Annotated in this window: 14 protein-coding genes; 12 read left to right on the top strand and 2 right to left on the bottom strand. The window is 61.3% G+C overall.

The genetic code is table 11. The features are described from left to right. Positions 1–73 precede the first annotated feature (73 nt). The 4 genes from AC3WR3_RS02330 to AC3WR3_RS02315 all read left to right on the top strand — a co-directional run bounded on the left by AC3WR3_RS02330 (position 74) and on the right by AC3WR3_RS02315 (position 5,142). The gene (locus AC3WR3_RS02330; protein WP_492291054.1) at positions 74–1,735 is read left to right on the top strand and encodes a bifunctional metallophosphatase/5'-nucleotidase; all 1,662 of its coding nucleotides are present in this window, start codon (positions 74–76) and stop codon (positions 1,733–1,735) included. A gap of 282 nt (positions 1,736–2,017) precedes the next feature. Then, positions 2,018–3,661 carry a hypothetical protein gene (locus AC3WR3_RS02325; protein WP_162519158.1) on the top strand — a complete coding sequence of 548 codons (1,644 nt, stop codon included), beginning with the start codon at positions 2,018–2,020 and terminating at the stop codon, positions 3,659–3,661. A gap of 131 nt (positions 3,662–3,792) precedes the next feature. Next, positions 3,793–4,296: a M48 family metallopeptidase gene (locus AC3WR3_RS02320; RefSeq protein ID WP_492291053.1), complete on the top strand. Its 504-nt coding sequence runs from the start codon at positions 3,793–3,795 to the stop codon at positions 4,294–4,296. A gap of 81 nt (positions 4,297–4,377) precedes the next feature. Continuing rightward, positions 4,378–5,142 (top strand): DUF2927 domain-containing protein, encoded by a 765-nt coding sequence (locus AC3WR3_RS02315; protein ID WP_492291052.1) that lies wholly within the window; start codon positions 4,378–4,380, stop codon positions 5,140–5,142. A 129-nt stretch (positions 5,143–5,271) separates the two neighbouring features. On the opposite strand, the gene AC3WR3_RS02310 is transcribed toward AC3WR3_RS02315, so the two are convergent. Then, positions 5,272–5,526, bottom strand: coding sequence for a DinI family protein (locus AC3WR3_RS02310; protein WP_171273977.1), 255 nt, complete (start codon positions 5,524–5,526; stop codon positions 5,272–5,274). Between the two features lie 254 nt (positions 5,527–5,780). On the opposite strand from AC3WR3_RS02310, the gene AC3WR3_RS02305 reads away from it, so the two are divergent. The 7 genes from AC3WR3_RS02305 to AC3WR3_RS02275 all read left to right on the top strand — a co-directional run bounded on the left by AC3WR3_RS02305 (position 5,781) and on the right by AC3WR3_RS02275 (position 14,085). Next, positions 5,781–6,050, top strand: a complete 270-nt coding sequence (locus tag AC3WR3_RS02305; RefSeq protein WP_492291051.1) for a type B 50S ribosomal protein L31 — start codon at positions 5,781–5,783, stop codon at positions 6,048–6,050. Beyond that, positions 6,047–6,172 (top strand): type B 50S ribosomal protein L36, encoded by a 126-nt coding sequence (gene ykgO / locus AC3WR3_RS02300; RefSeq protein WP_025326720.1) that lies wholly within the window; start codon positions 6,047–6,049, stop codon positions 6,170–6,172. The genes AC3WR3_RS02305 and ykgO overlap by 4 nt, the downstream gene beginning before the upstream one ends. A gap of 443 nt (positions 6,173–6,615) precedes the next feature. Continuing rightward, entirely contained in the window at positions 6,616–7,323 is a 708-nt protein-coding gene (locus AC3WR3_RS02295) for an oligogalacturonate-specific porin KdgM family protein (RefSeq protein WP_106887010.1), read from the top strand. Between the two features lie 545 nt (positions 7,324–7,868). Next, the gene (locus tag AC3WR3_RS02290; protein WP_492291050.1) at positions 7,869–10,331 is read left to right on the top strand and encodes a hypothetical protein; all 2,463 of its coding nucleotides are present in this window, start codon (positions 7,869–7,871) and stop codon (positions 10,329–10,331) included. Next, positions 10,328–11,401 carry a beta-galactosidase BglB gene (gene bglB / locus AC3WR3_RS02285; RefSeq protein WP_492291049.1) on the top strand — a complete coding sequence of 358 codons (1,074 nt, stop codon included), beginning with the start codon at positions 10,328–10,330 and terminating at the stop codon, positions 11,399–11,401. Before AC3WR3_RS02290 ends, bglB begins: the two co-directional genes overlap by 4 nt. 35 nt (positions 11,402–11,436) lie before the next feature. Beyond that, entirely contained in the window at positions 11,437–13,080 is a 1,644-nt protein-coding gene (locus AC3WR3_RS02280; RefSeq protein WP_492291048.1) for an alpha-glucoside-specific PTS transporter subunit IIBC, read from the top strand. 171 nt (positions 13,081–13,251) lie between these two features. After that, positions 13,252–14,085 carry a sugar phosphate isomerase/epimerase family protein gene (locus tag AC3WR3_RS02275; protein ID WP_492291047.1) on the top strand — a complete coding sequence of 278 codons (834 nt, stop codon included), beginning with the start codon at positions 13,252–13,254 and terminating at the stop codon, positions 14,083–14,085. Positions 14,086–14,245: 160 nt separating this feature from the next. On the opposite strand, the gene AC3WR3_RS02270 is transcribed toward AC3WR3_RS02275, so the two are convergent. Continuing rightward, positions 14,246–14,578: a SemiSWEET family sugar transporter gene (locus AC3WR3_RS02270; RefSeq protein WP_139435381.1), complete on the bottom strand. Its 333-nt coding sequence runs from the start codon at positions 14,576–14,578 to the stop codon at positions 14,246–14,248. Positions 14,579–14,857: 279 nt separating this feature from the next. Here AC3WR3_RS02270 and kduI point away from each other — a divergent pair, with 279 nt between their 5' ends. Next, a complete protein-coding gene (gene kduI, locus AC3WR3_RS02265; protein ID WP_408837866.1) occupies positions 14,858–15,694 on the top strand; it encodes a 5-dehydro-4-deoxy-D-glucuronate isomerase in 837 nt (278 codons plus the stop codon). Positions 15,695–15,706 lie beyond the last annotated feature (12 nt).

Below are 15,706 nucleotides of genomic sequence, written 5' to 3'. Positions count from 1 at the left end.
GTCTGCCGGGCTGGCATCCCCCCCACCCCTTGCAGTAGACTCGGTGCTCTTTTTCCCTAAGGAGGACCGAGCCTTGAGTATTACGGTTCAACTTGCCCACTTCAGTGACTGCCACTCCCATTTCGATGGCGCGCCCATGCGCTTCTCCCCAGAGGGTGAGTCCGAGTGGCGCACCCAATGTGGCGGCTACGGCCGCATCCTGACCCGGCTGACCGCCCTGCGCCAGCAGGCCGCCGCCGCGGGCCAGACCTGCCTGCTGCTGCACGGGGGTGACACCTTCCAGGGGTCGCTCTATTTCAACCGCTTCAAGGGGCGGGCCAACGCCGACCTGCTCGGCCTGCTGCGACCGGATGCCATGGTGATCGGCAACCATGAGTTCGATCTCGGCAACGGCCCGCTGGTGGAGTTTCTGCGCCAGCTCGACTATCCGGTGCTGGCCGCCAACCTCGACAGCAGACAGGAGCCGGCCGATGCCCCGCTGCGGCTGCACGGCTTGCCGCAGCTGTTTGATGCCAGCCGCCCCTGGCACAGGCGCGTCATCGACGGCGTCCCCTTCGCCCTGCTCGGCATCACCTTGCCGCAGATGGCCGCCATCGCGAGCCCGGATCCCCATACCCGCTTCCACGGCATCGAAGAGACCCTCAGCGCCGCCCTCGGCGAGATCAAGGCCGAAGGAATAGAGCACATCATATTGCTCAGCCACCTTGGGCTGGAGCAGGACAAGAAGCTGGCGGCCCGCTTCCCCGAACTCAGCCTGATTGTCGGCGGCCACACCCACAGCCAGCTGGGGGATCTGGCCCCGCTCGGACTGATGAGCGAGGGGAGCTACCCCTTGATGATCGAGGGGGTCGCCATACTGCATGCGGCCCACAGCGCGCTGTGCCTCGGGGTGTGCGAGCTGGAATTTGATGCGCGCGGGCGCGTTTGCCAAAGCCGCGGCCAGCTGGAGTGGCTGCCCTGGCAGCCATGGCCCTTTGCCTCGCCCCCGCCGGCAGGTCTCCATTTCTGCGAGCCAGCCCCCGAGATCGAGCAGCATCTGGCCAGGCGCTACCGGCCCGAGCTCGAGACCATGACCCGGCGCATCGTGACCCACCTCGCCGGGCCACTGCACCATCAGCGCCTGCCCGATGCCGCCCTGCCCGCCGGCAGTCAGGTCGCCCCCCTGGTGGCGAGCGCCATGCTGGCCGGTGCCCGCGAGCAGGTGGGTCAGGTGGACTTCGCCCTGCACAACGCAGGGGGGGTGCGCTGCTCCCTCGAACCCGGCCCCTTGAGCGAGGCGGACATCGCCGGGCGCCTGCTGCCCTTTGCCATCCCGCTCACCCTCTACCGGGTGCACGGTCATGAGCTGGCAGAAGCGCTGGAGGGGGCCATCGACAACGCCACCAACAACGGTGTGGTCGGCAATGGCAGCGGCAGCTTCCCTTACACCGCCGGGATGCGCTTCAGTTATCAGGCAGACAGGCCCAAGGGGAGCAGGATCACCCGCCTCGAATGGGAGGCGAGTCCGGGTCAGTGGCAGAGCGTCGAGATGGATGCCATCTATCGGGGGGTCTCCAGCGCCTACACCGCCTCCGGCAAGGAGGGCTACACGGCCCTGGCCCGCACCCTGACCCAGCACAATCAGGAGCTCGGCATCACCCTGGCCGATGCCTTTATCCGCTGGGCCCGCCATCTGCCCGAGCTGGCCCCCCTGCCGGCACTGGTGGAATACCAGGGCGCCAGTCCCATGGCCTGAGGCCCCTCGCCGGGCCCTCCCCTGTCAAGGCGCCGCTTTTCTTCGTGAGAGCGGCGCTTGTTACATTTTTCAAGCACAGTCCCCAGCCCCATTGCAGCGGACTGCCGGCCTCGGCAACACCAGTCAACAGCGGGTCCCGCTAATCATTTAGCCCACTGCGGGCACTGAAAACGCTACTTTTATACATTATTTCAAACACATCACCCCAGCCCATTGCATCGGACTGCCGGCCTCGGCAAGATAGGCCCGCTTTTACGTCTTTCCCGCAGGAACAGGTCATCCATGAATCACGCCATCCGTTTTACCCCTCAGCGCTACAACCCCGGGCTCAAGCCGCTGGTTGTCCTGCTCACCGCCCTGATGGCGTTGCTGTTTTGCTTGCGCAACCCGCTGTTCCACGGCATGGCGCCCGGCTTTGATGCCTCCCTGTTTGCTGTGATGGGCAAGATGTGGAGCGAGGGGGGCGTACTCTATCGGGACATGATCGACATCAAGGGCCCCATGATCTTCGCCCTCGATGCCCTCGGCTACTCCCTGGGCGGCTTCTTCGGGATCTGGCTGCTGGAGTGGGTGCTCTGCTGGCTCGGTCTGCTCGCCAGCTGGCAGGCGTTCTCCCAGCTGGGGCTCTCCCTGCGGGCCCGTCTCGGCAGCATGCTGGCGATCCTTGCGCTCTACAGCACCCGCTACTACTACGGCAACATGACCGAGGACTGGACCTTCCATCTGGCCCTCATCGCCCAGTGGGCCTTCATCACCCTGCTGCTGGACAAGCAGTTTCGCTGGGGCCCGGCCCTGGTGGCGGCCCTCACCTTCGCCATCGTGGCCTGGATGCGCACCAACAACGGCGCCTTCTGGGGAGCCTGGTATCTGGTGCTGTTCTGCCACTGGTGTCTGCGTGAGCAGTGGCGCTGCGCCTTCGGCCTGCTCTGCTCCAGCCTGCTGGGGCTGGCCCTGGTCGGCGGCCCGCTGTTTGCCTACTTCCAGCACCACGGGTTGCTGGACGAATTCAAATACTACGCCTTCGGCATCTTCTTCGAGGGGAGCTATGGCAACGGCTTCTCGCCGGAAGTGGGTGCCGTCGGCTTGCTGCGCACCGGCCTCGTCATGCTGCTGCCCGCCTTCATGGTGCTGATGCTGGGACGCCGCCAGGAGTGGTATCTGCCCGCCCTCTGCGCCACCCTGTTCGGCGTGCTCTTCACCCTGATCGCCAACTCCGTCTCAGGCCATGTGTTCGATCACTACGACGTGCTCTACCTGCAACTTGGCCTGCTGCCTCTGGCCTGCCTGCTGGATCGCAGCGAGCAGCAGTCCGATGCCCTGGGCCTGCTCTGCATCTCGCTAGTGGTACTGACCGCGAGCTGGCTGCTGGCCCAGCAGCTCGGTTACGGCTGGAGCACCAAGGAGTGGTCGCTACCGCGGGTGCGCGAAGTGCTTGGCAACAGCCTGCTGTGGGCCCTGCCGGTGCTCATCCTGGTGCCGCTGTGGCGCGCCTGGGATGTGCGCAGCGCCACCCCCTGGCTGGCGTCACTCGCCATGCTGGCGCTGCTGGTCAACAACGCCTGGGAGGGCAACCTCAAGGGCAAGCCGTTCAATCCGCCGGCCCAGGTGCGGGTCGACAGGATCAAGGCCGAGACAGGGCCGACCGACAAGATCTGGGTCGACGGCATACAGCCGCAATACTATCTGTGGACAGATCGCCAGCCCGCCTCCGCCTATCTGTTCTTCGCCAACGTCAATCCGCCCTATGACGTGCGCGAACGGGTGCTGGCCGACATCCGGCGGCAGGATCCCAAGTTCATCATCGCCAAGCCGGAGCGGGTGGCAGAGCAGCTGAAAACGCCGAGTTCTCCCTCCAGCCTCGCCTTCTATCAATATCTGACGGACCGCTACCAAGAGGTGGATCCGGGTCTCTATCGCCGGCGTTGAGACAGATTGACGAAACTCGGGGCCGTCGCTGGCAACAGCGACGGCCCCTTTCATTGGCGTGCAGACCTGTGTTCAAGGGGGCCCATCATGATTACAATGGCGCTCTTTTTTAGTGTGAAGGGGGAGATATCATGGCGGAACTGACCTATCTGGGGGGCTATCCTGATCCCCTCAAGAACCAGGTACAGCAGTTGATCGCGGCGGGAAAACTCGGCGAGATGCTGGCCAAACGCTACCCCGAGACCCACCTCATCCAGAGTGACAAGGCGCTGCTGGCCTACACCATGGAGCTGAAAAACCGCTACCTGAAAAGCTCGGCGCCGCTCACCAAGGTGATCTTCGACGGCAAGATCAATGTGATCAAGGATGCCCTCGGCCTGCACACCTATGTCAGCCGGGTACAGGGCAACAAGCTCAAGGCCAAGAACGAGATCCGCATCGCCGCCCTGTTCAAGGAGGCCCATCCCGCCTTCCTGAAGATGATAGTGGTCCACGAGCTGGCCCACCTGCGGGAGAAGGATCACAACAAGGCCTTCTATCAGCTCTGTCAGCACATGGAACCGGACTATCATCAACTGGAGTTCGATCTCAGGCTCTGGCTCACCTGGCGTGACATCGAACGCACCTCGGGCTGAGGCCATCGGTTGCAAGGAGGCAAGATGATCCCAGGGCACACTCGTTCAGGGCGCAGCCCTCGGCATGCCGCGCGAGGCCGGATGCTGGCCCTGTGGCTCGCCGCGCTGCTGCCCTGCTCCCTGCTGGCCACCGAGCGCTGGCAGAGCAACGACTATCTGATCCAGAGCTTCATGGAAGTCGCCATGCAGCGGGAATATGGCCATGAGACCCAGGTACGCTTCTCCCGCTGGCAGGGCCCCATCCGCCTCAAGCTCATCAACGAGTTTGGCGACAAGCCGCTGCAGGCCGAGGTGGTCAAGGTGCAGAGCCAGCATCTGGCCAGGATCACCGGCCACCCCATACTGCTCGTCCGCGACAACCCCAATCTCACCCTCATCATGACCAGGCACCAGCAGATGGCCAGCTGGGCCCGCCGCACCATGCGCCAGGATGACTCTGTCGGCATTGCCCTCAAGGAGGGGATCTGCCTGGCCAATTTCGTCACCAATGCCCGTTACGAGATCACCCGTGCCACCATCATCATCCCGGTGGACTACAGCCGGGCCAAGGGCCGCTTCCTGGATTGCGTTGTGGAGGAGCTCACCCAAGTGATGGGACTGCCCAACGACTCGAACAAGGTGTTTCCCTCCATCTTCAATGACAACAGCATCGACAGCTTCCCCACAGGTCTCGACTATGTGCTGCTCAAGCTCGCCTATCATCCCGCCCTCCAGGCAGGGATGACGGCCGACGAGGTGCGCACGGCCCTGCCCATTGCCCTCAAGGCGCTTCGCGCCAATGGCGACATTGCAGAGGCCAACCAGCGGGTACAGGGCGGCAGCCTCAAACGCTGGGCCGGGCTCTGAATCTTCTGGTCTGGCTAAGTGCCCGGTCGCCTGCCCACAAACACGAAACGCAGCCTTGAGCTGCGTTTCGTTCAAATCGGGGTGAACCCCAGCCCGGTCAGGGCAGGAAAATCGACAACCTGCCCCTGATCAGGCCTCGGCGCCCTCTGCCTCCGGCATCCAGCTCTCGGCGTTCTCCCACACTTCCTGCACCATGGCTTCGGCCAGTTCCCTGTCCTCCTTGCTGGCTCGACTGACCGTCAAGGCCATGGCGCTGCCCGGGGCGACCCGCACATGCAGATCAGGGAATCGCTCGCCCAGTTGCTTGAGCAACTCCTGGCGCAGCGCCTCCATGGTCGCAGTGGGGATCTGATGTTTTCTGTCGATGATGATTTCCAGGCGCATAGGATACGTCTCCATGATATTTAACTGTATTTTTATACAGTAAAAAACAAAAGTAAAGACTCAACTTCTCGTTCCCCTTCCATCGCTCAACAATCCATCGCTCTCCCCTGTCATGACCTCATCGCATTCCTCCCGCTTCCCTTTTCTGAGCGCGTTCCATCCTGCCTGACCACCTCGGGAGAAAAAATAGTTGATATTGGTTCTCATCTTTCGCATCATTATTTCATGTTATAACATAACAAAATGAGACAATCATGCGCCCCGACATTCACCCTCAATACCGCAAGGTCCTGTTTCACGATCTGGCCAGCAACACCTGCTTCCTGATCGGATCCACCTTGCAGACCGATCGCACCAGGCAGTGGGAAGATGGCAACACCTATCCCTATGTGACGCTGGACGTCTCCAGTGCCTCCCACCCCTTCTATACCGGCAAGCAGAAGCAAGTCGGCAAGGAAGGACAAGTCGCCCGCTTCAGTCAGCGATTCGGCCAATTCTTCAACAAAGGAAAAGAGAAGTCATGAAGGTACTCGCCTCCCTGAAATCAGCCAAGTCACGTCACCCGGACTGCCAGGTCGTGCGTCGGCGCGGCAAGCTGTTCGTGATCTGCAAGAGCAATCCCAGATTCAAGGCTCGCCAGGGCTAAACCCCCAGACACAATGTCCATCCTCGCTGGCCCTCTTTCCGAGGGCCAGATCGCTTCTGGCTCATCGCAAACACCGCCTGCTCGTCTTCGAGCCCTGAACGCTCCCCAGCAAGCTCCAGTCAACCCCCTCCAGCCCCCACAAAAGAAACGCCGTTTCATTTTATATAGATATAGATCCCATTTTCGGATCTCATCATGGCGCCACCGTTGTAAATGAAACACAAAATGAACTATATTTGAACCGTCGTTTTGAAAATGCAAAGTGCCCGATGAGATAAAACCTGGCCAGCACGTCCTCACAGATGCGCGTGCTGACCTCCACGCGGCCGTGCTCCGCCACCAAATTCGACACCAACGAGTCCAATCCAGATTGAAAGCCACATGCGCTATCTGGCAATGGGACCACTGTCAGTAGCTTTTTTTCATAGGATTGATCGAACGTTATGACGCTGAAATTCACGTGTGCAGCCATCGCCGTCTGCTCGGCGCTCACCAGCATGAATGCAAATGCATGGAGCCTCAATTATCGACACGAGTTCCTGGAAAAACAGGATCAACAAAGCGATCGTCTGGTGGTTTCCCACCGCTTCGATAATGGTTGGGGGTTTGGTGTCGAATCCAAATTTACCAACGGAGGTGAGGGTGAAGGTGCTTTCGATGAACTTCACACCACGGGCACTGAATATGACCTGAGCTATCTTGCCAAGCCCAATGACAAATGGTGGTGGGAAGCCGGCTTTAATACCGAGATCACCAATGACGTGCAAGATCTGCGTGTTCATTTCAAACCGACTTACTGGTTCAATCCCAATTTTTATACTGCCGCACGTTTCCGGGTGGGTCAGCGTAACTACGATGATTCGCTCAACAAGGAAAACGGCCATTATTTCCAGTTGAACTATTACCTTGGTTATAACGCAGAGAATTGGTCTGTTGCCTATGACTTCGAATATAAGAAGCTCGATTATCCTGACTTCAACGGCGAAGAGTATTCATATCTTAACAACGTCACCATTCGCGTCCCCATCAACAAGAACTGGCGACCCTTCACCGAGATCGGCTACGTATCATACAACGATCCGGCCGATGACAACCCCTACCCCAATGACTGGCAGTGGCGCTGGCGCGTCGGGATTGAGTACATCTTCTAGACCTGAATAGGCTATCCCAGGGCAGAGGCCCCAGGCTCACCTCTACGATATCGAGAGCCATTGGAGTCAGTGAATAACGACAGCACCCTTGAAAGTCAATGCCAACCAGGTCCTATGACACGATAAATAAAGAGCCGTGAGAGATGAAGTAAAAAGGGAATCCAATGACCCCTGTCATTCATTTCGAGTGATCATTCATCGCTGAATATGGGCCTTGTGTCACGCAATACAGACTTATCTGAAATTGACATTTCGCTATCACTGAATGAGCAAACATTATGGTTATGCTCCAGTTCAGGAAACACTAACCGGTTGACTGTCGACATATTGTCGCTCAGGTCACAGTTTGCATCATTGCATTGAATGAGAGATGAAATCAGATGTCCAACGGCCCAATGACTTTTCTCAATCGCCGTTAAAACACGCTGCCATCTGTTTTTATATTAATTGAAGAGGCAAACCCCTTTAATAACATAAAAAGGGGTTCGTCTGATTACTCAATATTAATAATCCCTATGGGTCTCAATAGCTTCAAGGAGAGCAGTATGAAGCTTGGAAATTGGGTGCTTGAGCCAAATGCGGCACTCACCCGTTTTTGCGTCTCCGCGCCCCGCGAGGAGCGATTCGCAGAGTTTTTTGCCGGTGAAGCCATGGACATGACCATGGATTACCGCTTCCAGAATGGTGCCGGGCCGCAAGAAGATGCCTTCTGCCGACGTATTTTCCGCCAGCAGATGGCCGAGCGCACCGTCGAACCGGATGACGCCCTGCCGCGCACACAGGTGAGTTTCACCGGCGAGAGCGATACCGTCTCTTTTTCCTCCTTCCAGCGTGTGCCATTCCATGTGCAGCGCTGGCTGGAGGTAGAGTTGCATGCCGACGAGGCGGGCAACTATCCCTTCCAGCTGTCGACTTGTGGGGGAGCTCGCCTGTGGTGCGACGGGGTGGCCATCGCCCGGTTCACCCCCTTCACCCGCAACAAGCTGCAGAGCTGCGAGCTGATGCTGCCCTTGCAGGCGGGCAAGAGCACCCTGCTGATTCATCTGGAAGAGCTGTTCGAGCGGGATACTCTGTTTGCGCTGCGGCTCATCTACCGTGGTCACGCGCCTCTTGGGGTCTCGCTGCCCCATGTCGATGCCGACGTGCTCGATGAGCTGTGCCAGTTTGCTGGCGCCATGCGCCCCGAACTCAGCGCCTGGCACAACCAGGCCCGCATCCGGCTCGGCGTGGCCGCACCGACTCACCCCGTGCGCCTGCAAGGCGAGATCCACGGCATGGGCAATGACAACTTCAAGGCGCGTCAGTTGGATTTCGGCACCCTCACGCCGGGCAGCCAGCTGCTGACCCTGGCGCTCCCTGCCGATATCGGTCCGGCGCACTACCAGATTGTGCTGAACATCCACTGCGCCGGCGTCACCATCAGCCGCAGCATTGGTGTCAACATCATGCAACCCCTCGGCCAGGCCGAGCAATCAACCAGCCTGAGCGATCGCAAGCAGCAGGCGCTGCGCCACACCGCCCGTCATGGCATGGATCGCACCGCCCGCCTGCTGGCCATGCTGCACTGCGGCGAGTTAACGGCCGAGGCCGATCAACTGCTGCTCGACACCCTGGCGCGGATCAGCGCCCGCGAGGATTGCTCCGATTTTTCCCTGGTCCCGCTGCTCTGGATCTGGCAACACCATCAGGGCGAGCACTTCCCCCCCGCCATGTGGCGCCGGGTACGCAGCGCCATCCTCGGTTACCGTTACTGGCTGGATGAGCCGGGCAACGACGTGATGTGGTTCTGGAGCGAGAACCATACCCTCTGCTTCCACACCGCCCAATACCTGGCTGGCCAGCTGTTCCCCCACGAGCGCTTCCTGGCCTCGGGACGCAGCGGCCAGCAGCAACGCGCCATCGCGGCAGAGCGTCTGGCGCAGTGGTTCGATGCCATCGATCGCCACGGCTTCGTCGAGTGGAACTCGGCACCCTACTACCCGGTCGACTACATCGGCCTGTTCGCGCTCTATCAGCTGGCGGGAGATGCCTGGGTGCGCGAGCGCGCCAAGGCGCTCATCGATCGGCTGATGCTGCTCAGTTCCCTGCATTATCAGGCCGGGATCGCCGCCGGCACCATGGGGCGGGTCTACGAGAAAGAGCTGCTGGCCGGCGTGCTCACCGAGCTGTCGGCCTACGGCAACGTCGCCTGGGGCGGCGGCTGGTATAACCGCAAGTGCGCCTCCCTGCCGCTGTTCTGTGCCAGCGACTATCAGCCTCCCCTCGAGGCCGACCGCTACGCGACACTGCAACAGGGCACGCTGGCGGCCTGCTATCAGGCGGGAGGCGGCAAGATAGTCGTCTGGAAGGAGCCGGGGGTCAGCCTCTCCAGCTGCGTCGACCATCACAGCGGTCAGCGCGGCCATCAGCAGCATCTGGTGGATGTGCAGTTCGCCTCAGGTCATGACGCCAAGTTCTGGGTCAACCACCCCGGCGAAGCCGAGCCCGGCGGCGAGCAGCGCCCCTCCTACTGGTCCGGCAACGGCGTGCTGCCGCGGGTGATGCAGGTGGAGAACCGCACCCTGCAGCTCTATCGGCTGGCCGAGGATGACCCCTTCCCCTGGACCCACCTTTATCTGCCGGCAGAGGCCTTCGATCGGGTGATCGCCACGGCCCACGGCTGCCTGATCCGGGCCGGGAATGCCTTTGCCGCCATCGGCTGCTCGGCCCCCCTGTGCGCGGTAACGACCGGGATGACCGCCGGCAACGAATATCGCGCCAAGGCGCACCGGGTGGCCTGGTATATCGAGGTCGGCCATGGCGACGACGCCGCCTTCGCGGCCTTCTGCCAACGCATGGCCAAGCTCGAAGTCCGCCTCGAGGGCGAGACAGCCATCGCCTGTACTCCGGAGTCTGAGCTCATGCGCCTGGACTGGCAAGGCAACTGCCTGATCGAGGGGGTCTCCCACTCCTTCCCCGCCGAGGCGGGATGCGATCCCGTCATCACCTATCGTGGAGAGGCACAATGAAACAGCAAGCACTCATCCCCACCCTGGAGCGGGTGGTCCGCGGCTTCTGCCAACTCAAAGGCATGGGCGAGCTGACCGCCAGCCAGGGCCTGGCCATCCAGTTCGAACTGTGGGAGTGGGAGGTCGGGGTCGGGCTCTACGGGTTCTGGCGCTATGCCCGGCACCAGGAGGATGCCGAACTGCAAGCCTCGTTGCTGGCCTGGTATGAAGGACAGATAGCCAGAGGGCTGCCCGCCATGCAGATCAACACCACGGCTCCCATGATCACCCTGGCGCTGCTGGCAGGCCACAGCGGCCGCGCCGATCTGCGCGAGACGGTCAACGCCTGGGCCGACGATCTGATGGCCAACCTGCCCAGGACCGAGGAGGGCGGCTTCCAGCACGTGGTGAAGGAGCAGCCCAACACCGGCCAGCTCTGGGACGACACCCTCTTCATGACCTGCCTCTTCCTCGGCACCGCCGGGATCGTGCTGGCGCGCCAGGATCTGATCGACGAGGCCGTCTACCAGTTCCTGCTGCACACCCGCTACCTGAGCGAGCCCAAGAGCGGCCTCTGGTACCACGGCTGGACCTTCCTCGACCGGCACCATTATGCCGAGGCCTTCTGGGCCAGGGGCAACGCCTGGATCACGGTAGCCATCCCCGAATTCATCGATCTGATGGGGGATCACCTGGACGCCGGGGTGCGGCGCTACTTCACCCAGGTGGTGGCGCGCCAGGTGCGCTCCCTGTGCGAGCTGCAGGCCGACAACGGCATGTGGCACACGGTGCTGGATGATCCCTTCTCCCCCCAGGAGTCCTCGGCCACGGCGGGGATCGCCTATGGCATGTTGCGCTGTGTCCGTCTGGGCCTGCTGGATGAGGCCACGATTGAACCTGCCCTGCGGGCGGCCCGGGCCGTCTGGCAGCGCATCGACGGGGACGGCATCGTCCTCGAGGCCTCCAAAGGCACCATGGTCGGTCATGACCATCAGTACTACTGCGACATTGCCATGGCGCCCGTGCCCTATGCCCAGGCGCTGACGATGTTGCTGCTGCTCGAGCTGGAGCAGGGCCAGTGGCTGGCCTGAACACTTTATCGCTGTAACCATTCGGAGAAAACTTAATGTCCAAACGGAACTTTATGGGGGCCTTCCAGACCTTTGGCGGTGCCATGGCTGTCCCCATTGCCTTTCTACCCTTTACCGGTCTGCTGCTCGCCATCACCGGGCTTCTCACCATGCCCGATATCATGGGGGACCTGGCGCACCCAGACTCCAACTTCTTCAAGGTGATGACCATCATCAAGTCGGGGGGCTGGACCATCTTCCGCAACTTCCCCCTGCTGTTCTGCATGGCGTTGCCGGTGGGTCTCGCCAGGACGGGTCAGGCCCGGGCGGCGCTGGTCGCCTTCTTTGCCTACATGGCCTACAACTACTTCACCAACAGCATGCTCACCTTCTGGGGGCCTGAGTTCGGGGTCAACTTCAATCAGGAAGTGGGCGGTTCCAGCGGCCTGGCGCTGGTGGGGGGCATCAAGACGCTGGATACCAGCATCGTCTTCTCCCTCATCATCGGCGGCGTGGTGACCTGGATCCACAACCGCTTCTTCGAGAAGAAGCTGCCGGATTACCTCACCATCTTCCAGGGCATGAGCCTGGTGTTCATCATCTCCTTCTTCGTCATGTTGCCCATGGCCTGGTTGACCTGCGAGTTCTGGCCCAAGGTTCAGGTGGGGATCAACGCCATGCAGGGCTTCTATGTGGAAGCCGATGCCTTCGGCATGTGGCTGCTCGCCTTCGTGGAGCGGATCCTGGTGCCCACCGGTCTGCACCGCTTCGTCTACTTCCCCTTCTTCTTCGGCCCGGCCGTGGTCGACGGCGGCCTCTACACCCACTGGATCGAGAACGTCTCCACCTATGCGGCGTCCACCGTGCCCCTGGTTGATCAGTTCCCGGCCGCCGGCTACTCCCTGTACGGCAACATCAGCGTGTTCTGCTCCCTGGGGGCCGGCCTCGCCATCTATGCCACCGCCAAGCAGAAGATGAAGCGCAAGATAGCCGCTCTGGTGATCCCGGCCATCATCACCGCCATGGCGGTCGGCATCACCGAACCCATCGAATTCACCTACCTGTTCGTGGCCCCTGTGCTGTATCTGGTCAATGCCATCATAGGCGCGACCCTGTGCGTGGCGCTCTATCTGTCCGGCGTGGTCGGTTTCATGGGGGGCGGTCTGAACGACATCATCCTGTTCAACTGGGTCTTCTACGCCAAGAACCATGCTCACCTCATCTGGATCCACCTCGCCTTGGGCCTCGGCTTCGCCGCCATCAACTTCTTCGTGTTCCGCTACATGATCCTGAAGTTCAACTTCCTCACCCCGGGTCGTGGCGATGAAGAGGAGGAAGACGACGTGCGTCTCTACTCCAAGCAGGACTACCGCGACAAGCAGTCCGGCAAGGCCGTGGCCGGTCAGGAGCCGGATCGCCTCAGAGCCGCCGCCATACTGCGTTGTGTCGGTGGTTGTGACAACGTCGAGACCATAGGCAACTGCCAGACCCGACTGCGCCTGGTGGTGAAGGATCAGACCCAGGTACAGGATGACAAGGCCCTCAAACAGGCCGGTGCCCTGGGGGTCATGCGTTCGGGCAAGAACCTGCAGGTGGTGGTCGGTCTGTCGGCCCCCATGGTGCGCGAGTACTTCGAGCAGGAGTACAACAAGGGCCCGCAACCCGCCCCCGATGCCGTCGCCCCGGCACCTGCCGCCTGATGAGACTTTGATTGTGCCGATGGCAAGCGCACGCATCGGGCCCCTCACCGGGGCCCATTCGAGCGCCGCGACTTGCCTCTTGAACTTGCGGGCCCCCTGGGCTCGCAAGCCGTTTCTGATGCTGGCCGCCAAACCGCTGTCAGAGACAGCCATGACCCACTGGAGCATGTCATGAACAGATTGAAGATTGGGGCCCGCGCCCATGATCTCGCGGATCAGTCGCCGGCGGCGCTGATTGCCCAGGCACATGAGCTCGGCCTCGACGGGCTGCAGCTCGCCGTGCACAAGAGCTGGCCCGAGGCCTATCAGGCCCGTGATATCCACGCCCTGGCCACCCACATCCAGCAGTTGCAAGAGGCCGGCCTCCCCCTCTTCCTGCTGGCGAGCTACTTCAACCCCGCCCACTCCGACGCCGACGTCCTGGCACGGGATCTGGCGCGGGTGCGCCTCAACATCGAGCTCGCCCGGCGCTGCCAGATCGGCGCTGTGGGCAGCGAGACCGGCTCCCTGAACGACGATGACTGGACCCGGCACCCGGACAACCAGGGCGCCGCCGCCTTTCACAGGGTGGAGCAGACCCTGGCCCAGTTAAGACCCGATCTGGCGCAGGCCGGTTGCGACTTTCTGGTGGAAGCGGTGTGCGATCACATCATTCACGATGCCCGTAGCCTGACGCGGCTGAATGCCCGCCTGGGGGAGCACTTCCTGGTGACCCTGGATCTGGCCAATCTGCTGGATGCCGACAATGTCGCCGACTGGCGCGAGATCCTGGCGGATTTTCTCGACCAGCATGGCGAGCGCATCCGCTTGTTTCATTTCAAGAACTTCATCCTGGCGGGAGCGGACAAGGTATCGGTGGGGCTGGAGCAGGGGCTGATCGACTATGCCGAGGTGCTGCTCATGCTGGCGCAGCGCCAGCTGACCCATGTTCCCATCATCGTCGAGGAGCTGTCGGGCGACCCCTTGCGGGAGAGCGTGGCCTACCTGCGCCGCCTGAGTCGGTAAATCAGATGGGTGGAGGGGATGGGCCCAAGACGACAAACGGCGCCCGGGGCGCCGCCTGGTTCATCAACCAAAGGGAGGGTGCTGAGTGCTGACAAGGAGGGCACAGCTTGGCGCCAGATGGCCATCCCCATGGGTGGATGGCCTCCCTGGCACCCCGGGATCAGGCCCGCTCATTGCTCCACTTCAGCACCATGACGGCGCTGGCCAGCAGCAGTGTAATGCCATTGGCCATGATGAGGGGGGTATCGCCGGACTTCAGGCCATAGGTCAGCCAGAGAAGCAGACCGCTGATGAAGACCAGGTACATCTTGGTGGAGATCGCCTTGGTTTCCCGCGTCTTGAGGATGTCGAACACCTGCAGGGAAAAGGATCCCGTGGTCAGGAAGGCCGCACAGAGCCCGAGGGAGGCGGTATCGAAGGCAAACAGAACCGTGCTCAGGGCAGCCACCCCGGCCAGCATGATGATTCGATTGGATGAAGCACACTTGTTCATTGATAGACCTGTTATTGAATGAGATTGGCAACGAATGTCCTGTCGCCGCCACCCGGAGGGTGGCAGCCACTCTTGGCCGCGCGCGTCTTCTGGTGCGGCAAAGGGATTTGTGGCCCGGTTTCACGGGCCCGGCACGGCCATGAGCCACACCGGGCAGGAAGTTTAATCTCAACAAATAAAAATACAAAACAGTGTTTTGACTTTTATTTTTCACTTGTTATCATTATTGACACTACAGACAACGCGACTGCCAACCTGCGGCGCTCATCGAGGTTAACCATGCAAATTCGTCAAAGCATTCACAGCGATCATGCCAGGCAGCTGGACACTCAGGGCCTGCGCCGTGAGTTTCTGGTGGAAGAGATCTTCAGCGCCGATCGGCTGACCATGACCTACAGCCACATCGACCGCATCGTGTTCGGCGGCATCATGCCAATTCAGGGCCCCCTCGCCTTCTCGGACGAGCTGGGCAAGACCTTCGGCGTCAGCTATTTCCTCGAGCGCCGCGAGCTGGGGCTTATCAATATCGGTGGCCCGGGCGTGGTGGTGGTGGATGGCACTGCCTATGAAGTAGGCAAGGCCGAGGCGCTCTATGTGGGCCAGGGAGCCCGCGAGCTGAGCTTCGCCAGCGTCGACGCCGCGCAGCCTGCCAAGTTTTACTACAACAGCGCCCCAGCCCATGTGAGCTTCCCGACCCGCAAGGTCACCCGGGCAGAAGCCTCACCGGCCACCCTGGGAGACGCGGCCACCAGCAACCGCCGCACCATCTACAAGTACCTGGTGCCGGATGTGCTGCCGACCTGCCAGCTGGTGATGGGCATGACCCAGCTGGAAGAGGGCAGCCTGTGGAATACCATGCCCTGCCACACCCACGAGCGCCGCATGGAGGTCTACTTCTACTTCAACATGCAAGAGGATGCCGCCGTGTTCCACATGATGGGCAAGCCGGACGAGACCCGTCATCTGCTGGTCCACAACGAGCAGGCGGTGATCTCCCCAAGCTGGTCCATCCACTCCGGCGTCGGCACCCAGGCCTACACCTTTATCTGGGGCATGGTCGGCGAAAACCAGGTGTTCGGCGACATGGATCATGTGGCCGTCAGGGATCTGCGCTGACCCCCGTTCTTT

The sequence above is a fragment of the Aeromonas sp. EU05-FHT14A05 genome, from assembly GCF_058791175.1.
Note: the sequence above shows the minus strand (reverse complement) of the source record. Positions and strands in the feature narration are given on the sequence as shown.